The organism is Streptomyces sp. NPDC059201 (genome assembly GCF_042754585.1).
Taxonomy (GTDB): Bacteria; Actinomycetota; Actinomycetes; order Streptomycetales; family Streptomycetaceae; genus Streptomyces.
In genome coordinates this window covers 818,958-836,920 of sequence record NZ_JBHZBB010000003.1, presented here as the reverse complement: position 1 = coordinate 836,920, position 17,963 = coordinate 818,958, and the positions used below count along the sequence as shown (strand labels likewise).

The window sequence follows — 17,963 nt, the reverse complement described above, 5'->3', positions numbered from 1 at the left end:
GGCTCCCGCGTCACCGCTCCTCACCGTCCGCCTGGTGCAGCGCCCGGAAGACCAGCTCCGCGTACTCCTCGCAGACGGCGACGCAGTGCGCGAGCCGCTGCCCGGCCGGTCCGGCGAGGGCGGCGCCGAAGACGTCACGGGCCGTCAGGTCCCGGTGCCAGCGGCGCAGCCGCTCCAGGGACTGTTCCTCCTCCTCCAGTTCGGCGAGGGTGAACTTGGCCGTACGGATCTCCTTGGCGATCTCCTCCTCGAACTTCCCGCAGTCGGCGAGGAACTCCGTCCAGTCGTCCTCCCGCGCGGCCGTGAACAGCGCCGCGAAGCGGGTGGCGTCCTCGGGGCCGCGTCCGGTCGCGTCGAGGCGGATCGATTCGCCGCCGGCGCGCCCGGTGAGTTCGAGGGCGCGGGCCACCCCGCCCTCGAAGGCGGGCACGTCGGGCACGGCCCACACGCCCTGACCGAGCGAGAGCGCGCCGACCTTGCGCAGTTCGCGCCAGACGGCGACCCGGTGCCGGGAGGGTTCGGACGGCAGCTTGACCACCAGGAGCAGCCAGCGGACGGCGTGCGCTTTCTCTGTCACGCCAGGGAATGTAGCAGCCGTTACATTCCCCTGTGTGCCGTCAGCGTCAGCCGATCCGTACGCCCCACATGAACGGCATCCCGCTGCGGGCGATCGACTCGTAGCGGACCTGCGCGCCGGGCTTGGGGGAGTGCAGGATCTGGCCGTTTCCCGCGTAGAAGCCGATGTGGCTGAGGTCGGTCCGCATCACGATCAGGTCCCCGGGCCGCAGGTCGGACAGCCGGTCGATCCGGGTCCCGGCCGACGCCTGCGCCTGCGAGGTGCGGGGGAGCGAGACGTCCGCCTGGCGGAACGCCCACGAGGTCAGCCCCGAGCAGTCGAAGGACGACGGGCCGCTCGCGCCCCACACGTACGGCAGCCCGACCCGGCTCTGCGCGGCGGCGAAGGCGGCCGCCGCCCGCCCGGTGGCGCTCGGCCGGTCGCCGAGGTCCACCCGCGCGCTGGCCCGGTTCGCCCGCTCCTCCGCCTCGGCGATCCGCGCCCGCTCCTTCGCGGACAGGGTGTTGAGCAGGCGCCGCGCCTCGCGCAGCTTCCCCTGGATCTCGCCCTTCCGCTCCCCCAGTTCCCGCTGTACGGCTCCGAGGTCGCGCAGCCGCTCCGACGCCTCGTCGCGCTGCTGCCGTAGCGTCCGCCGCTCGTCGAGGAAGGTCCTGAGGGCCGCCGTCTGCCGGTCGCCGGCCCGGTCGAGGGCCGTGGCGCGTGCGAGATACGTGTCGGGGTCGGCGGAGAGGAAGAGCTGGAGCGCCGGATCGATACCGCCCGCGCGGTACTGACCCGCCGCCAGCAGGCCGATGCGGTCGCGGAGTTCGTTGAGCCCGGCCTGCTTGCGCGCCACCGCGTCCTGGAGGTTGCCGACCTCCCTGCGGAGCCCGTCGGCACGCTCCTTCGCGCCGTTGTACTTCTCCGTCGCCTGCGTCGCCTCCTCGTACAGCCGGTCCACCTGCGCCTGGACGCCCTTCTTGGTGGGGTCGGGCAGCGGATCGGCGGTGGCCGGCTGGGCGGAGAGGACCACGGCGGCGGCCGCCGCAGCGGTCACGACGCCGGTGTGATGGCGGGGGTGCGGCTGCTTCGGGCGGCGGTGCGACGGCACGGCGGAGCTCCCTCTTCCTCGGTCGGCGGCCGGAGTTCGGCAGCGGGTGCGAAGGCTCGTGAATACTAAGCAGCTTAGAGGATTAGTAGCAATGTGTGTCCGGTGGGCGGCAACGCCTGTTCGGCGAGCGGCGCACGCCTGTCCGGGGAGAGAGACACCCGCCCGAGGCCCCATCGGCGGCCCGAACGGCCCTACAGGCGCCCGGACGTGGCGAAAGCGTCAAGAGTCGTCCCGGTCGGCGTCAGGACCGCGTCAGGGACACGGAGCGGAGGCGGATGATCCGCCCCGCACCGGGCAAAGCTGCGAGGGCGGACCCCTGCGAATCTTCGCCGGGGCCGCACCCGACCAGGAGGACCCCATGCCCCGCACCCCGCTCGCCGACGACCGAGGGCCCGTGGAACCGGCTCCCGGGCCGAAGGACAACGAGCCTCTCGAACCGGTCCCGGCCGGACGCCTCTGCGTGCCCGTCCGGCCGGGAGAGCACGGCGTCACCACCCGCCTCTACCGCACGCCCGTCGGCGCCCGCACGGCCGTCGCCTTCACCACCCCCGAACGGCTCCGCGCCACCCTCGGGGACGCCCAGCCCTGGATCCCGCTCTCCGAGCCCGCCCTGCGCGCCCTCACCCGCCCCCTCGGCATCCGCGCCCTGACCGTCGACCCGGTCCTCACCGCCCCCTTCGCCTCGGAACCCCCGCCGCAGGAGGAACCGCAGCCGCCGGCGGAGGAAGCTCTGCCCCCGCTCACCGGGACGCCGTGCATGCGCCGTTCCGACGCGCCCGCGAGGGGGAGCGCCGCATGACGCTCACCGCCGACGCGCAGGGCACACCCGTCGACCTTCTCGGCCTCGGCGTCCGTTCCGCCGCCGAACTCGAACACGCGGTCTCCGCGGGCTTCCCGCCCGAACGGATCCTCCTGCACGGCATCGCGCAAGCACCGGCCGACCTCGACACCGCACTGCGCCTCGGCGTCGGCCGGATCGTCATCGACCGCCCGGCGGAGATCGCCCGGCTCGCCACCGTCGTCGGTCCGCGCGGCCGCCAGAAGGTCATGCTCCGGGTGGCCCCCGGGATCGGCGAGCAGGGGGAGCCCGGCCTCTCCCTGCGCGACGGCCACGCCCAGCACGCCGTCGTCAGCCTCCTCGGCCGGCCGGAGATCGAACTCACCGGCCTCTACTGCCACCTGGGCTGCCGGATCACCGAGACCAAGTCCTGTCTCACCGCCCTGCGGCGGCTCGTCGGACTCATGGCCCGGGTCAGGGACGCCCACGGCGTCGTCTTGCCGGAGCTCGTCCTCGGCTGCGGGCCGGGCACCGCGCACCGGCCCGGCGAACCGGTCCTCGACCCGACCGCCCTCGCCCGCCGGCTCCGCGCCGCGCTCGCCGAGAGCTGCGCCGTCGCAGGACTGCTCGTGCCCCGGCTGCTCGTCGAACCCGCCGGGTCAGCCCCCCACCCATGACCGTCTGACTGGCTGGCTGACTGACCATCTGACTGCCTGTCTGACCGTCGATGAACCTCACCACTCGTCGGCGGCGGCGAAGAGTTCCCGCACCCAGGAGGCGGCGGACTCCTCGCTGTCGCCGGTCGGCGTGCCGGGGAAGAGCCGGAACCAGGAGCCCGCCCGGCCCAGCGCCGCGAGCCGGACCGCCAGGACCGCCGCGCGCCGCAGCTCTGCCGGTGAAGGCCCGAGACCGGTCCAGTGCTCCAGATAGGCGTCCACCATCGGGGCGACGTGCTCGGGGCCGTACCGCTCCCTCACCTCCCTGACCGGCGCGGCGCAGGCGTCGCCCCAGTCGAAGAAGGTGAAGCGGCCGGGGGACGGGGCGAGGATCTGCCCGTCGTGCAGGTCGCAGTGGTCGAGGGATTCGGGCAGCCCGTACGCGTCGAGCTCGGCGCACAGGTCGACGAGCCGGGGCCGCCGCCGCAGCAGCGCGGCCCGCTCGTCCGCGTCGAAGAGGGGGTTGCCCGCGACGAGCGCGTCGAAGACCTCCGGCAGCTCCCGCGTCCGGGCCCCCGGCACCCCCAGCCCGTCCAGCCGGTCCGCGTACGGGACGAGCGCCCGCTGCATCGCGCCGTACTGGCCCAGCGCCGTCACCCACGCCTCCGGGCCCGCCCCGCCCGCGTCGAGGACGCCCCGGAACAGCGGCCCGCCGTCGGGGAGCAGCGACCAGCCGCGCCCGGCGTCCACCGCGAGCGGTGTCATCACATGCTCCGGCACCCACGCGGCGAGCGCCCCGGCGAGCCCCGCCTCGAAGGCGTTGGACGGGGCACCCGCCTTCAGCCAGACCGCGTCCCGCGCGCCCTCGCCGGTGCGGAGGCGGACGAGGACCGACCACGGGCGCACCCGCACCTCCCGCGCGCCGGTCTCCACCAGCCCGTGCCCGTCCAGGACCCCCTCGGCCCAGCCGAGCACCTCCCGCCGCCACGCGTCGTCGTCCCAAGGGGTCACCGCGTCCGCGAACCGCCCCCGGTCCACCACCGTGGTCCGCTCGAAGCCCGTCCGTCCGTCGTTCCCGTGCATCCGGCGATTCCATCACCGGCCCGCCCCCGGACGCACCGGAATATGCCCGCCGCCGGGCCGTTAGGCTCGGCCCCGCGCCCATGCCACGGCGCCCACGCCACGGAAGGAGCGGCGATCCCATGGAGCCCCGGGAGCTGTACAACGTCCGGCCGATGACCGAAGAGCCCGTGCTCTCCCCGCTGACCGACGAGGAGGAGCGGCGCTTCCGCGACGTGCTCTTCGGCGAACTCGGCCACGCGATCTCCGCCCGGGGCCGGGTGAGCTTCCCCGCCCACACGCCCGAGGACCGCCGCCGCCTCCTCGACGTCGCCCGGCGCCTCACCGACCACTGGGGCCGGCAGGTCACCGCCGTACCGGAGGACGAACTCCGCATGTGTCTCCACCTGCCCGGACACGGACCCGGCCCCGAGGTCCCGTTCTGACCGACGCCGGACCAAGGCGTGCCGGACCATGGTGTTCCGGCCGGTGGGCTGGCACCGTGGGCGCCACCGGTGGCCGGGGCGGGCCCGGTCCGGGGCGGTGAGGGAAGGGCGGGAGCCACGATGAGCGGCGCGTTCGGCGGGCGGTACGGCGACTACCAGAACGAGATCTACCTCGCCGGACTCGGCGGAGTGCTCCCCGGCCTGCCCATGACCTACGCCGAGCTGGAGGCCCGCGCGGGCGCCGCGCTGCCGCCGTCGGTGCTGTCGTACGTGGCGGGCGGCGCCGGCGACGAGTTCACCCAGCGGGCGAACGTGACCGCCTTCGAGCGGTGGGGGCTGGTGCCCCGGATGATGGTCGGGGCCGTCCAGCGGGACCTCGGCGTCGACCTCTTCGGGCTCCAGCTCCCGACCCCGCTCTTCATGGCCCCGGTCGGCGTCATCGGGCTCTGCGCCCAGGACGGGCACGGCGACCTCGCCACCGCCCGCGCGGCCCGCCGCACCGGCGTGCCCATGGTCGCCTCCACGCTCACCGTGGACCCGCTGGAGGAGGTCGCCGCCGAGTTCGGCGACACCCCCGGCTTCTTCCAGCTGTACACGCCCACCGACCGGGACCTCGCGGAGAGCCTGGTGCGGCGGGCCGAGGCCGCCGGGTTCCGGGGGATCGTCGTCACCCTCGACACCTGGGTCACCGGCTGGCGCCCGCGCGACCTCGCCGCGAGCAACTTCCCGCAGCTGCGCGGCCACTGCCTCGCCAACTACACCTCCGACCCCGTCTTCCGGGCCCGCCTCGCCAAGGCGCCGGAGGAGGACCCCGGCGCCGCGATCCTCGAATGGGTCGGCGTCTTCGGCAATCCCCTGACCTGGGACGACCTGCCGTGGCTGCGCTCCCTCACCGACCTGCCGCTGATCCTCAAGGGCCTCTGCCACCCCGAGGACGTGCGCCGCGCCCGGGACGGCGGAGTGGACGCCGTGTACTGCTCCAACCATGGCGGCCGGCAGGCCAACGGCGGACTGCCCGCCCTCGACGCCCTCCCCGGAGTCGTCGAGGCGGCCGACGGACTGCCGGTCCTCTTCGACTCCGGCGTCCGCACCGGCGCGGACGCGATCAAGGCGCTCGCGCTCGGCGCCACCGCCGTCGGCGTGGGCCGCCCGTACGCGTACGGTCTGGCGGCCGGCGGCGAGGACGGCGTCGTGCACGTCCTGCGCTCCCTCCTCGCCGAGGCGGACCTGATCATGGCCGTCGACGGCTACCCGACCCTCGCCGACCTGCGCGCGGAGGGAGCCCTGCGCCGCCTCTGACGGGCCGTGAGGGCTCCGGCGCCCGGGCGGCGTGATCGTACAAAACGGGCGTAAGTGGTGAGAGCGGCATAGAGTCTGATCGGCCCGACGCTCGTCACCTCGCGCCGCCCACCGGCGCGAGCGCACCGGTGAGGTACGCCCATGACCACAGCGGAACCCAGCGCCGAGGCCGCCTCCGGCGGAGCCTCACCGGCGGTCAAACTCAGCCTGCTCACGCTCACCGCGATGGTCGTGGGCTCCATGGTGGGCGCCGGCGTCTTCTCGCTGCCCCGGCGCTTCGCCCAGGAGACCGGCGTCGCGGGCGCGCTCATCGCCTGGGCCGTGGCAGGCACCGGCATGCTGATGCTCGCGTTCGTCTTCCAGACGCTCGCCGTGCGCCGCCCCGACCTGGACGCCGGTGTGTACGCGTACGCCAAGGCGGGCTTCGGCGAGTACCTGGGCTTCTTCTCCGCCTTCGGCTACTGGGCCAGCGCCTGCGTCGGCAACGTCACCTACTGGGTGCTCATCATGTCGACGGTCGGCGCCATCGCGCCCTCCCTCGGCGACGGCGACACCGCCCTCGCGATCGTCCTGTCCTCGGCCGGCCTGTGGGCGTTCTTCCTGCTCATCCGGCGCGGCGTGAAGGAGGCGGCGGCGATCAACCGGATCGTCACGGTCGCCAAGATCGTGCCCATCCTGGTCTTCGTCCTGCTGGCGCTGTTCTGCTTCAAGCCCTCCGTCTTCGCGGACAACTTCGGCGGCGCCGACTACGCGGGCTCCCTCTTCCAGCAGGTCCGCGGCACCATGCTCGCCACCGTCTTCGTCTTCCTCGGCGTCGAGGGCGCCAGCGTCTACTCCCGGCACGCCAAGCGGCGCGAGGACGTCGGCCGCGCCACGATCCTGGGCTTCCTCAGCGTCTTCGCCGTCTTCGCCTCGGTCACCATCGTGTCGTACGGCATCCTGCCGATGAGCGAGATCGCCGAGCTGCGCCAGCCCTCCATGGCGGGCGTGCTGGAGGCGGCCGTCGGCACCTGGGGCAAGGTCTTCGTCAGCGTCGGCCTGATCGTCTCCGTCCTCGGCGCCTACCTCGCCTGGACCCTGATGGCCGCCGAGGTCCTCTTCGTCGCCGCCAAGGACGACGACATGCCCCGCTTCCTCGGCCGCGCCACCGCGAACGACGTCCCCGCGCCCGCCCTGCTCATGACGACCGCGCTGAGCCAGGTCGTGCTCGTCGTCACCGCCTTCTCCGACGACGCCTTCAACTTCGCCCTCGACCTGACCAGCGCCCTCAGCCTCATCCCCTTCCTCCTCGCCGCGGGCTTCGCCCTCAAGATCGCCCTGCGCCCCCGGGAGAACGGGGTGGCCGGGAAGAGCACCCGCCGCGAACTGGTCGTCGCCGCCCTCGCCACCCTCTACACGGCGTTCCTGCTCTACGCGGCCGGGTTCAAGTTCGTCCTGGTCTCCCTCATCCTCTACGCCCCCGCCACCCTGCTCTTCGTCAAGGCCCGCCGGGAACAGGGCAGGCGCCTCTTCTCCCCCCGGGAGGCGGTCATCTGCGCCGTCTCCGTGGCCGGTGCCGTGGTGGGCGTCATCGCGCTCGCCGCCGGCTGGATCGAGCTGTGAGCCCGCGTACCCCTGTCCCGGAAGTCACCCCCGTCCCGGAAGCCACTCCTGTCCCGGAAGTCACCCCCGTACCGCGAAAGGCATCCCCGTGACCGACGACAGCGCCTTCACCACGCCGTCCCCCGCCGCCGCCCGCCCCCTCGGCGTCCACTCCGAGGTCGGCCGGCTCCGCAAGGTCCTCGTCTGCTCGCCGGGCCTCGCCCACCGCCGGCTGACCCCGACCAACTCCGACGACCTCCTCTTCGACGACGTCATGTGGGTGGAGAACGCCCAGCGCGACCACGCCGACTTCGTCAACAAGCTGGTCCAGCGCGGGGTCGAGGTCGTCGAACTGCACAACCTGCTCACCGAGACCATGGCCCTCCCCGAGGCCAGGGCGTGGCTCCTGGACCGCAAGATCATCGCCAACGAGGTCGGCCTCGGGCTCATCGACGACACCCGCGGCTTCCTCGACTCCCTCGCCCCCCGCGAACTCGCCGGCTACCTGATCGGCGGCCTGTCCACGGCCGACCTGCCCCAGGACGTCCGCTCCGGCTACGCGGCCCTGGCCCGCGAGGGCGTCGGCGCCCGTGAGTACCTGATGCCGCCGCTGCCCAACACCCTCTACACCCGCGACACCACCTGCTGGCTGTACGGCGGCGTCACCCTCAACCCGCTCTACTGGCCCGCCCGGCACGGCGAGACGCTCCTGATGAAGGCCGTCTACACCCACCACCCGGACTTCAAGGACGCCACCGTCTGGTGGGGCGACCCCGAACGGGACTGGGGCCAGGCGACCTTCGAGGGCGGCGACATCATGCCCGTCGGCAACGGCGTCGTCCTCATGGGCATGAGCGAACGCACCTCACGGCAGGCCATCACCCAGGTCGCCCGCGCCCTCTTCGAGAACGGCGCCGCCCAGCACGTCGTCGTCGCCGGCATGCCCAAGCTGCGCTCCGCCATGCACCTCGACACCGTCTTCACCTTCGCCGACCGCGACGTCGTCACCCTCTACCCGAGGATCGTGGACGCCGTGCACAGCTTCTCGCTGCGCCCCTCCGACCGCGCCCCCGGCGTCGAGATCACCGACGAGGGCGACACCCCCTTCACGGACGTCGTCGCCAAGGCCCTCGGCCTGCCGGGGCTCCGGATCATCGAGACCGGGGGCGACGTGTACGCCTCCGAGCGCCAGCAGTGGGACAGCGGCAACAACGCCGTCGCCCTGGAGCCGGGCGTGGTCTTCACGTACGACCGCAACACCCAGACCAACACGCTGCTGCGCAAGGCGGGCATCGAGGTCGTCACCATCGTCGGCGCGGAACTGGGCCGCGGACGGGGCGGCGGCCACTGCATGACCTGCCCCCTCGTCCGCGACCCGATCGACTTCTGACGCCCCGACCGCTACGCGTACGTCTCGAACTCGGCGACGCGCGGGGTGCCGGTGGCGCCGGTGACCTCGAAGGTGACCTTGCTCAGCGAGGTCGCCGGGAAGGAGACCGCGCCCGTGCCGACGCTGCTTCCGGTGGCGAGTACGGCTCCGGTGTCGGCGTTCAGCAGACGCCAGCCGGTGACGGTGCCCGCCCCGGCGGCCTCACGGACGCGGACCGACGAGATCGTCGTCGGGGAGCCCCACTTGACCGAGACCGCGCCGGTGGTGCCGGCCGGCGACCAGTAGGTGGTGAGGCTGCCGTCGCGGACGTTGCCGTAGCTCGTCCCGTCGGCCTTGCTGGAGCCGTCGGCACCGGCGCCGATGCTGAGGTTGGTGCCGGTCGGCGGGGCGGTGGTGGCGGTGGCCGTGGGGGTCGGGGTGGGAGTGGGGGTCGGGGTCGGGGTGGCGGTGGTGGTGACCGTGGGCGTCGGGCTCGGGGTCTGCGGGGTGCAGGAGCCGTCCGAGACCAGCAGCCCCTTGCCCGCGCCGGCCGTGCGGGCGACCACGTCCGGGACGCAGGAGGCGCTGTCCGGGCCGTAGGCGTAGGGGACGGACACGGTCGCGTTGGAGGTCGGGTTCGGGCCGGCCGGGCGGTAGTCGGTGCCGGCCGGGGACCAGGTCACGTTGTCGAAGACGTTCCCCGCGACCTGCCAGTAGCCGGCCGCGTCCGTGTAGAAGGTGCCGAGGACGTCCTTGGAGTCCTCGAAGTAGTTGTTCTCCACCTTGGCGTGGGCGCCGGCGCGGGAGTTGATGCCCGACTCGTTCAGCTGCCGGTAGTGGTTGCTGTACATGTGGGCGGTGCCGCCGCGCAGCAGCGGGGCGCGGGAGTCGATGTTGTCGTACAGGTTGTGGTGGTAGGTGATGAAGCCGTTGCTCAGCTCGGTCTCGCTGGAGCCGACGAGGCCGCCGCGGCCGGAGTTGCGCAGCACGCTGTAGGAGAGCGTCACGTACTGGGTGTTGTCCTTCATGTCGAACAGGCCGTCGAAGCCCTCGGACTCGCCGCCGGACGCCTCCAGGGTGGTGTGGTCCACCCAGACGTTGCGGACGTCGCTCTCCATGCCGATGGCGTCGCCGCCGTTGGAGGTGGGGGAGCCGGACTTCTTGACGTTCCGGACGGTGACGTTCTGGATGATGATGTTGCTCGACTCGCGGATGTGGATGCCGACCTGGTCGAAGACGGCGCCCGCGCCGACGCCGACGAGGGTGACGTTGCTGATCTGCTTGAGCTCGATGACCCCGGCGGCGGTGTTGCAGCTGTTCCCGGACACCTTGGCGGTGTTGGCGTGGTTGATCGTGCCCTCGACCTGGATGGTGATCGGGGTGCTGCTGGACGCGCGCCCGCAGAGGGCCGCGTGGATCTCGGTGCCGGTGGTGGCCCGGACGGTCTGCCCGCCGGCGCCGCCGGTGGTCCCGCCGTTCTGGGTCGCGTAGCCGGTGGCGCCTCCGGCCACCGCGGCCGATGCCTCCGGGATGGTCAGGATCACGCCGGTGGCGGCCGCGACCGCCATGGCGGCCAGAGCCGCCTGGAGCCGCGTGGAGGGGGAGCGTCGTCCCATGCTCGCCTGCCCTTTCATAAGTCGCCCGCGCCGGTCGATGGCGGCGCGTGACGTTGTCGTCGTGAGTCCCGTCCCTGGGCCGAAGCGCTAGAAAGCGCTTTCTGGCGGGTGACGATAGGGGTGGGATCGAGTACCTGACAAGACTTCGGACACGGCCGGAACGTGTGGGTCCTGGGGAGAGGTGGGATCGCTCCCACGAGAGGCGGCGATCTCGGCACTCCGACGGGCGGGGAAACGGGTGGGTGGCGGCGGGGCCTCCGTGATAGGCACGACCTGCACGGGGGAGGTGCGGTCCGGCGGCGCGGCGCGGTCACGCGACGGCACGGCATGCCGCGTACAGCGGCGGTCATCGTCATCGTCATCGCCCCTGTGGAGCCGGCACCATCGAACGGAAACACGGGAGACCCCGCATGCGCGTGAAAGCCTTCGACCACCTCGTCCTCAACGTCACCGACGTCGAGCGGGCCCTCGCCTTCTACACCGGCCCGCTCGGTCTGGCGCCGGAGAGGGTCGAGGAGTGGCGGGCGGGGAAGGTGCCGTTCCCGTCCGTGCGGATCGACGAGGGCACCGTCATCGACCTGTTCTCCCGGCCGCGCGGCGAGTCGAACGTGGACCACATCTGCCTCGTCGTCGACCCGCTCGACTGGGAGGAGGTCATAGGATCCGGCACGTTCGACGTCGTCGAGGGCCCCGTCCCGCGCTGGGGCGCCCGAGGCTCCGCCCAGTCCGTCTACGTGAAGGACCCGGACGGCAACACGGTGGAACTCCGCTGGTACCCCCAGGACGTTCCGGCCTCCTGACGGCCCCCGGAGCCGGGAGACCTGGCAGGCTGCGGGCATGAGCGACGAAGACACCTGGACCACGGTCACCCGGCTCCACGACTGGCTCACGGCCCATCAGACGATGCCGCCCGGCCAGGAGATCCTGCTGCGCGTCCTCAAACTCTCCGAGGAGGTCGGGGAGGCGGCCCAGGCGGTGATCGGGGCGACCGGCCAGAACCCGCGCAAGGGCACCAGCCACAGCTGGGAGGACGTGGAGTCCGAACTCTGCGATGTCGTCATCACCGCCATGGTCGCCCTCCGCACCCTGACCCCCGACGCCCCCGAGGTCTTCGCCGGCCACTTGCGCAGGGTGGCCCAGCGCTCCCTCCCGACCGGGGAAGCCCCTGCCTCCTGAGGCGTGTCGCACCGGTCCGCGCGGGCGGGGGGTCAGGCCGATGCGTTCGACTGTTCCGCGCGGCGGGTGGTTCGGCGCGTGAGGACGGCGGCGGCGGTGAGGGAGCCGATGATCACGCCCAGGGCGAGGTTGTGGGAGACCAGGACGCACGCCAGGGTGACCAGCATGACGACGGTCTCGCCGACGGGGGCCCGCCGCAGGGTGCGCGGGGCGATCGACTCCCAGTCGAAGGCGGCGACCGACACGATGACCATGACGGCCACCAGCGCGGCCATCGGGATCCGGGAGACCATCGGGCCGAGGACGACGCACAGGGCCATCAGGAAGGCGCCGGAGAGGAAGGTGGAGAGCCGGGTCCTGGCGCCCGCCACCTTCACGTTCATCATCGTCTGGCCGATCACCGCGCAGCCGCCCATCCCGCCGAACAGACCGGTGACGACGTTCGCGACGCCCTGCCCGACCGACTCGCGGGTCTTGTTCGACGGCGTGCCGGTGAGGTCGTCGACGAGCTGCGCCGTGAGCAGCGACTCCACGAGACCGACGAGGGCGACGGCGAAGGCGTACGGCGCGATCGTCGCCAGCGTGCCGAGCGTCATCGGCACGTCCGGCAGGCCCGGCACGGGCAGCGCCGACGGCAGCGCGCCCCGGTCGCCGACGGTCGGTACGGCGATCCCGGCGGCCACCGTGACCAGGGTCAGGACGGCGATCGTGACGAGCGGCGCGGGCACCAGGGTCGTGAGTCGCGGGAGGAGGACGAGCAGTCCGATCCCGGCCGCGATCAGCCCGTACACGCTCATCGGCACGTTCCGGGTCTCGGGGAGCTGCGCGAGGAAGACCAGGGCCGCGAGCGAGTTCACCGAGCCGACCAGCACCGGCCGCGGGACGAACCGCATCAGCTTCGCCACCCCCACCAGCCCCAGCGCCATCTGGAACACGCCGGCGAGGATCACCGTGGCGATCAGGAACGGAACGCCGTGCTCCCGGTTCACCGGGGCGATGACCAGCGCCACGGCCCCGGTGGCGGCCGAGATCATCGCCCGCCGGCCGCCGACGATCGCGGTCGTGACGGCCATCGTGAACGAGGCGAACAGCCCGAGCGCCGGATCGACGCCCGCGATCACCGAGAAGGCGATGGCCTCCGGGATCAGTGCCAGCGCGACGACGAGCCCCGCCAGCACCTCCGTCCGCCACACCCGTGGGTCACGCGTCCATCCGGGGTTCAGGGCACGGAGCCGGGACCCGGCCCTCGGGGAAGCCGGGGCGGCAGGGGTGGGAGGGGTGGGAGGGGTGACGGTGGTGGGGGAGGGCAAGAGAGGCGGGCCTGTCGTACGGGGAGGGTGAGCACCCGGGCGATCGGCCGGCGGGTGGGGACCCGGAGACTCTACCCACCCCGTTCGACCGGTGGTCCGGCCGCCCGGGGGTCAGCCCTGGCGCACCGGGTGCCTGCTGAGGATCGACACCCGGTTGAAGGCGTTGATCGTGATGGCCACCCAGACGACGGCGGAGAGCGCGGCGTCGTCCAGCACCTCGCGGGCCCCGGCGTAGGCCCGGTCCTGCGCGTCGGCCTCCGCCGGATGCGTGGTGGCCTCGGCGAGCGCGAGCGCGGCCCGCTCGCGCGGGGTGAAGACCTCCGTCTCCCGCCAGGCGGCGAGCACGCCAAGGCGGCGGGGGGTCTCGCCGGCGCGGAGGGCGGCGCGGGTGTGGGTGTCGAGGCAGTGGGCGCAGCCGTTGAGCTGCGACACGCGCAGGTTCACCAGCTCGACGAGGATCCGGTCGAGTCCGGCGTCCTCGGCGGCGGCCCGGACGGTCTGCGCCGCCCGGACGTACGCCTTGTAGGCGTCGGGGGTCTGCTTGTCGATGAGGATCCGCTGCCCTGCCGGTGCCGCGACGGCATCGCTCACTGTCCGCTCTCCTTCAGGGTCCGCCCGCGCGGGTGCGGCGGGGCGTGAGGTCCATCTTCCCTAACAAGCAGAGACATCACGGATAAGAGAGACATCCCGAACAAGCGGAGCCATCATCACCGGCGTACGTCCTCCGGGCGCAGGCGGCCGCGCCAGGCGCCGGTCGCCGCGTGCCGGTCCTCGACGAAGTCCTTGAACCGCCTCAGGTCGCCCGAGACCCGGCTCGACACGATGCCCAGCGCCGAGGCCGCCCGCTCCGCCATCCCCTCGGGCTCGACCTCCATCGACAGCCGCACGCGCGTGTGCGTGGCGTCGATCGGCTCGAAGGTGACGACGCCATGCTGGCGGACGCCGCCGCCCACGGTCCGCCAGGCGATCCGCTCGTCCGGCAGCTGGTCGACGATCTCGGCGTCGAACTCCCGCCGGATCCCGGCGATCCCGGTCCGCCAGTGCAGATGCCGGTCGTCGGTCTGCTCCACCGCCACCACGCCGTGCATGAAGCGCGGGAACTCCTCGAACTGCGTCCACTGGTCGTACACCCGCCGCAGCGGCGCGTCGACGCTGATCGTGTCGTGCACCACGTCGTCACCTCCTCGGGCGCCCGGACCGGAGCGGCCCGAACCGGCCCCACACCCCCGCGAGTGCCCCGCCCGGGGCGGAGCACTCGCGGAAGCCCGGTCCACCGCCGCTCAGCCGCCGGCCGCCCCCTCACCGCGCCCGCGGTAGCCGCCCGCCTGGAGGGCGAACATGCCCGCGTACGTGCCGCCGAGCGCCAGCAGCTCCTCGTGGGTGCCCGCCTCCACCACCCGGCCCCCGTCGAAGACGTACACGCGGTCGCACGCGGCCACGCTCGCCAGCCGGTGGGAGATCAGCACCGTGATCCGGTCGGTACGGCCCCGGTCCCGCAGCACCGCCTCGTACACGGCGTGCTCCGACGGCGGGTCCATGCTCGCCGTCGGCTCGTCGAGCAGCAGCAGCGCCGCGTCCTTGTACAGGCCGCGCGCCACCGCCACCTTCGCCCACTGCCCGCCGGACAGCTCCTGACCGCCCCGGAAACGCTTCGACAGCAGCGCCTCCCACTGCCCCGGCAGCCGCCCCACGACCCCGTCGGCGCCGGAGGCCCGTACCGCCGCCATCACCCGCTCCGGATCCGCCTCGGTGAGCGAACCCGCCGACACCGTCACGTTCGCCAGCGCGCTGAACGGGAACCGCACCGGCGCCTGGAGCACGCACGCCACCCGCGCCCGCAGCGACTCGCCGTCCAGCCTCCGCACGTCCACGCCGTCCCAGCCCATCCGGCCCTCCTGCGGCTCGTGCAGCCCGGCGAGCAGCTTGGCGCAGGTGCTCTTCCCTGAGCCGTTGAACCCGACGAAGGCGACCGTCTCGCCCGCCCTCAGCGTCATCGTCACCCCGCGCAGCGCCGGCCGGTCCTTGCCCGGGTAGGTGAAGGAGACGTCCTCCAGGGTCACCGTCCGGACCCGCGAGGGCGCCGGGAGGCCGCCCCGGCGCGGCAGCAGGCTCCGGCACCGCTCCTGCACGGCCAGCAGGTCGTCCACCCACAGCGCGTGCTCGTAGACCAGCTGGCCCGTCTCCACCAGGCGCGTCAGCGCCGACTGCCCGGCCTGGATCGCCAGGACCGCCGCCGCGCCCACCGCGGGCGCCAGCCACCCGCCGACGATCATCCCGCCCAGCACCGCGTAGGTGACACCGGTGCCCAGTCCGCCGACCCCGCGCCCGCCCAGGTGCAGCAGCGCCGCCCGCGTGCCCAGCCTCCTGTCCTCCTCCGCGATGCGCGTCACCAGCCGCCGGTGCTCGTCCAGCAGCGCCCCCTGCGCGGTGTCCGAACGGACCTCGGCCGCCGCGTCCTGGTCGAGCAGCAGCCAGGAGAAGACCCGCACCCGGCGCTGGAGCGCGTTCCACCGCTTGAACGAGTGGAACCGGGCCCGTGCGCTGCGGACCGCCGCCGCGCCCGCCGGCAGCACGGACAGCAGGACGAGCGGGAGCAGCGCCGGATGGAGGGTGCCCAGGACGCCGACGGTGCCGGCGAGCCCGAGGGCGGCGGAGGCGAGGGTGACGACCCGGCCGACGATCTGCCGGGCGTGGAACAGGCCCTGGTCGTACGCGCGGTGCACCTCGTCGTGCCAGTTCGCGTCCTCCACCGCCGCCAGCGGCACATGCGCGGTGAGCCGGAAGAACTCGCACTCCAGGGCCGTACGGATCCGGGGCGTCACCCGCGCCTGGGCCACCCCCACCCCCACCCCCGCGTCCAGCAGCGCCCGCAGCGCGAGGAGGCCCACCACGAGCAGCAGGCCCGGGACGGCCGCCCGGACCCGCTCGGGCGTCGGCCCGTGGGCGAACAGCTCCCGCAGCACCCCTACCGAGGCGAGCAGCCCGAACGCGCCGAGCGCGGCGGCGGCGAGCTGCCCGGCCGCGACCGCCGCCGTCGCGCGCGGATCGGCCCGCCAGGCCAGGCGCCCGATCCGGCCCACGATCACCGGGAGCCGCAGCAGCACCTGCGGCACCGTGGCCCGGGCGGCGGCCTCGTCGTGGGCCGTCCAGTAGGCCGCCTCCATGCCCTCGGTGAGGTCGCCGTCGCCGCCGGACGGGGGCGGGACGGCCGAGGGCGGCAGCGGCAGCGGCATCGGAGGGGGCGGGGACGGGTGGAGCGGGGGACGGGACGGAGAAGGGTGCACGGAGCCTCCCGGGAGCGGGGGTGAGGGGGTGTCACGCGGCTCAACGACCCTCTCCGTCTTTCGAACGCGTGTATTTCGGACGGGGCGAGAACCGCATGGGAGAGCGATCGGGCGCGTGTGCGGGATACACCGACCCTTGGCGCGAGAGGAGCCGGACACGTGTGGGCGGTGGCCGAAACGCCGAAGACGGTCCCGGCGGACGGTGACGGTGGACGGGGCTCCGGCGTGCGGCACTTGTCGGCGGGGCCGGGCGTCGCGGAGGATCTTCCTGTTCGACCAGGTGGGGATACGGAAAGAAGGGTTCGAGCGCGATGACGACGCTGATCAAGGGGGGCAACGGCTTCGTGCCCTCGGTGCCGTTGCGGATCGCCGTACGCGGCCGGGGGATGGACGCGATGGCGCTCCTCCTCACCGAGCGGGGGCTCGTCCGGGGCGACGCCGACGTGGTCTTCCACGGACAGCCCGCGCACCCGAACGGTGCCGTGCTCCTCACCCGGGCGCCGGACGGAATCGACTGGCTGGAGATCGGGCTGCCGGTGCTCGAACCGGACGTCACCCGCGTCCTCGTCGTCGGCTCCACGGACCGGGGCGCCCTGCGCGATGTCCCCGGACTCGCCGTCGAGGCGTTCGCCCCCGACGGCACCCCCGTCGCGAGCTACGAAGTGACGGACGCGGCGGGCGAGACCGCGATGGTCCTCGCCGAGCTCTACCGGCGCGCCGGAGGCTGGAAGTTCAGGGCCGTAGGACAGGGCTGGGCCAACGGCCTGGAGGGCCTGGCCACCGACCACGGCGTCCACGTCGCCGGAGCGGAGCCCCAGCCGTCGCCCGCACCGCTCTCACCCGCCCCGACCTCACCCGCGCCGCCGTCACCCGCCCCGACGTCGGCGGCCACGATCCCGCTGGCCTTCTCGGCTCCGGCCCCGGCGTTCTCGCTCCCGGCCCCGGCCCCTGCTCCGGCCCCGGCCTTCTCACCCCCCGCCCCCGCCCCCGCCCCCGTTCCCGCCCCCGCCCCCGCGTTCGCGCCGCCCGTTCAGGACGAGGCGTGGACGTACGGGCCGGTGTTCGCGCCGTACACGGAGACCGGGCGGGACAACGAGGTGATCACGGTGGACGGGCTGCCGCCGGGGCCCGTCGTCGTGCAGCTGGAGGTGCCGGAGGCGGGCTACACGGGGCTGACGGTGCTCGACCGGCGCAACAAGGAGAAGGAGAACCTGGTCAACAGCACCGAGGACCAGTACTTCGGGCGGGTCCTCGCCGTCGTCCCCTCCCACGGCACCCTGCGGTTCCGGCTGGAGGCCGAGGGCCACTGGCGGGTCGAGGTCTCGCCGCTCGCCGCCGCCCGGCGGGTGACCGAGGAGGAGGTGGACTTCCAGGGTCCCGACGTGCTCCTGCACACCGGCGGCGTCGCCGATCTGGCGATCCGCTACCGGGGCGACGACAACCTCATCGTCAACCTCTTCGAACTGGCAGGACACGACGACCCCGCCGCCCTCCCGCGCGACGAGAACGTCGTCAACGAGATCGGCAAGCGGCGGGAGACCGTACCGCTCCCCGAGGGGCCCCTCATCATCCAGTTCGAGGCGGCGGACGGCCCGTGGCGCGCCCGTCTCAAGCGCGTCCAGCCGCGTACCGGCCCGCTCTTCCCCGGCGCAGCCGCTGCTAACCCCTGGCAGACCCCGGCCCCGGCCGAGCGCAAGGGCTGGCTCTCCCGGGGCCGCTGAG

Annotated in this window: 16 protein-coding genes and 1 pseudogene; 9 read left to right on the top strand and 8 right to left on the bottom strand. The window is 73.6% G+C overall.

The annotated features are described in order from the left end of the window. Positions 1–10: 10 nt before the first annotated feature. Entirely contained in the window at positions 11–577 is a 567-nt protein-coding gene (locus tag ACFXMG_RS14085) for a Chromate resistance protein ChrB (protein ID WP_383819484.1), read from the bottom strand. 46 nt (positions 578–623) lie between these two features. Then, entirely contained in the window at positions 624–1,667 is a 1,044-nt protein-coding gene (locus ACFXMG_RS14080; protein WP_383819481.1) for an NlpC/P60 family protein, read from the bottom strand. Positions 1,668–2,025: 358 nt separating this feature from the next. Here ACFXMG_RS14080 and ACFXMG_RS14075 point away from each other — a divergent pair, with 358 nt between their 5' ends. Together ACFXMG_RS14075 and ACFXMG_RS14070 are read left to right on the top strand one after the other, a co-directional pair. Next, a complete protein-coding gene (locus ACFXMG_RS14075; protein ID WP_383819479.1) occupies positions 2,026–2,466 on the top strand; it encodes an SAV_915 family protein in 441 nt (146 codons plus the stop codon). Next, the gene (locus ACFXMG_RS14070) at positions 2,463–3,122 is read left to right on the top strand and encodes an alanine racemase (protein ID WP_383819476.1); all 660 of its coding nucleotides are present in this window, start codon (positions 2,463–2,465) and stop codon (positions 3,120–3,122) included. Before ACFXMG_RS14075 ends, ACFXMG_RS14070 begins: the two co-directional genes overlap by 4 nt. 57 nt (positions 3,123–3,179) lie before the next feature. Here ACFXMG_RS14070 and ACFXMG_RS14065 read toward each other — a convergent pair whose 3' ends face one another. Beyond that, positions 3,180–4,184, bottom strand: coding sequence for an aminoglycoside phosphotransferase family protein (locus tag ACFXMG_RS14065; RefSeq protein WP_383819474.1), 1,005 nt, complete (start codon positions 4,182–4,184; stop codon positions 3,180–3,182). 119 nt (positions 4,185–4,303) lie between these two features. Between ACFXMG_RS14065 and ACFXMG_RS14060 the strand changes: the two genes are divergently transcribed. The 4 genes from ACFXMG_RS14060 (at position 4,304) to ACFXMG_RS14045 (ending at position 8,876) form a co-directional block, all read left to right on the top strand. Then, entirely contained in the window at positions 4,304–4,606 is a 303-nt protein-coding gene (locus ACFXMG_RS14060; protein ID WP_383819472.1) for a hypothetical protein, read from the top strand. Positions 4,607–4,726: 120 nt separating this feature from the next. Continuing rightward, on the top strand, positions 4,727–5,905 hold the full coding sequence (locus ACFXMG_RS14055; RefSeq protein WP_383819469.1) for an alpha-hydroxy-acid oxidizing protein: 1,179 nt from the start codon (positions 4,727–4,729) through the stop codon (positions 5,903–5,905). 141 nt (positions 5,906–6,046) lie between these two features. Then, entirely contained in the window at positions 6,047–7,507 is a 1,461-nt protein-coding gene (locus ACFXMG_RS14050; RefSeq protein WP_383819467.1) for a basic amino acid/polyamine antiporter, read from the top strand. 88 nt (positions 7,508–7,595) lie between these two features. Continuing rightward, a complete protein-coding gene (locus tag ACFXMG_RS14045; RefSeq protein WP_383819465.1) occupies positions 7,596–8,876 on the top strand; it encodes an arginine deiminase in 1,281 nt (426 codons plus the stop codon). Between the two features lie 11 nt (positions 8,877–8,887). Here ACFXMG_RS14045 and ACFXMG_RS14040 read toward each other — a convergent pair whose 3' ends face one another. Next, positions 8,888–10,471, bottom strand: a complete 1,584-nt coding sequence (locus ACFXMG_RS14040) for a polysaccharide lyase family 1 protein (protein WP_383819461.1) — start codon at positions 10,469–10,471, stop codon at positions 8,888–8,890. 410 nt (positions 10,472–10,881) lie between these two features. On the opposite strand from ACFXMG_RS14040, the gene ACFXMG_RS14035 reads away from it, so the two are divergent. Together ACFXMG_RS14035 and ACFXMG_RS14030 are read left to right on the top strand one after the other, a co-directional pair. After that, positions 10,882–11,271, top strand: a complete 390-nt coding sequence (locus ACFXMG_RS14035; protein WP_383819458.1) for a VOC family protein — start codon at positions 10,882–10,884, stop codon at positions 11,269–11,271. 37 nt (positions 11,272–11,308) lie between these two features. Continuing rightward, entirely contained in the window at positions 11,309–11,647 is a 339-nt protein-coding gene (locus ACFXMG_RS14030; RefSeq protein WP_383819456.1) for a MazG-like family protein, read from the top strand. A gap of 53 nt (positions 11,648–11,700) precedes the next feature. Here ACFXMG_RS14030 and ACFXMG_RS14025 read toward each other — a convergent pair. The 4 genes and pseudogenes from ACFXMG_RS14025 to ACFXMG_RS14010 all read right to left on the bottom strand — a co-directional run. Continuing rightward, positions 11,701–12,870, bottom strand: a pseudogene (locus ACFXMG_RS14025) (SulP family inorganic anion transporter); the annotation flags it as partial. A gap of 198 nt (positions 12,871–13,068) precedes the next feature. Beyond that, on the bottom strand, positions 13,069–13,548 hold the full coding sequence (locus ACFXMG_RS14020; protein ID WP_383819454.1) for a carboxymuconolactone decarboxylase family protein: 480 nt from the start codon (positions 13,546–13,548) through the stop codon (positions 13,069–13,071). A 116-nt stretch (positions 13,549–13,664) separates the two neighbouring features. Beyond that, the gene (locus tag ACFXMG_RS14015; protein WP_383819452.1) at positions 13,665–14,129 is read right to left on the bottom strand and encodes an SRPBCC family protein; all 465 of its coding nucleotides are present in this window, start codon (positions 14,127–14,129) and stop codon (positions 13,665–13,667) included. A gap of 108 nt (positions 14,130–14,237) precedes the next feature. Continuing rightward, the gene (locus ACFXMG_RS14010) at positions 14,238–16,241 is read right to left on the bottom strand and encodes an ABC transporter ATP-binding protein (RefSeq protein WP_383819450.1); all 2,004 of its coding nucleotides are present in this window, start codon (positions 16,239–16,241) and stop codon (positions 14,238–14,240) included. Between the two features lie 311 nt (positions 16,242–16,552). On the opposite strand from ACFXMG_RS14010, the gene ACFXMG_RS14005 reads away from it, so the two are divergent. Further along, positions 16,553–17,962, top strand: a complete 1,410-nt coding sequence (locus ACFXMG_RS14005) for a TerD family protein (RefSeq protein WP_383819448.1) — start codon at positions 16,553–16,555, stop codon at positions 17,960–17,962. Position 17,963: the final 1 nt, after the last annotated feature.

Coding starts and splice junctions, on each gene's coding strand:
- ACFXMG_RS14030 (WP_383819456.1), top strand. CDS start 11,309: ATGAGCGACGAAGACACCTGGACCACGGTCACCCGGCTCCACGACTGG.
- ACFXMG_RS14060 (WP_383819472.1), top strand. CDS start 4,304: ATGGAGCCCCGGGAGCTGTACAACGTCCGGCCGATGACCGAAGAGCCC.
- ACFXMG_RS14035 (WP_383819458.1), top strand. CDS start 10,882: ATGCGCGTGAAAGCCTTCGACCACCTCGTCCTCAACGTCACCGACGTC.
- ACFXMG_RS14065 (WP_383819474.1), bottom strand. CDS start 4,184: ATGCACGGGAACGACGGACGGACGGGCTTCGAGCGGACCACGGTGGTG.
- ACFXMG_RS14050 (WP_383819467.1), top strand. CDS start 6,047: ATGACCACAGCGGAACCCAGCGCCGAGGCCGCCTCCGGCGGAGCCTCA.
- ACFXMG_RS14055 (WP_383819469.1), top strand. CDS start 4,727: ATGAGCGGCGCGTTCGGCGGGCGGTACGGCGACTACCAGAACGAGATC.
- ACFXMG_RS14040 (WP_383819461.1), bottom strand. CDS start 10,471: ATGGGACGACGCTCCCCCTCCACGCGGCTCCAGGCGGCTCTGGCCGCC.
- ACFXMG_RS14070 (WP_383819476.1), top strand. CDS start 2,463: ATGACGCTCACCGCCGACGCGCAGGGCACACCCGTCGACCTTCTCGGC.
- ACFXMG_RS14005 (WP_383819448.1), top strand. CDS start 16,553: ATGACGACGCTGATCAAGGGGGGCAACGGCTTCGTGCCCTCGGTGCCG.
- ACFXMG_RS14075 (WP_383819479.1), top strand. CDS start 2,026: ATGCCCCGCACCCCGCTCGCCGACGACCGAGGGCCCGTGGAACCGGCT.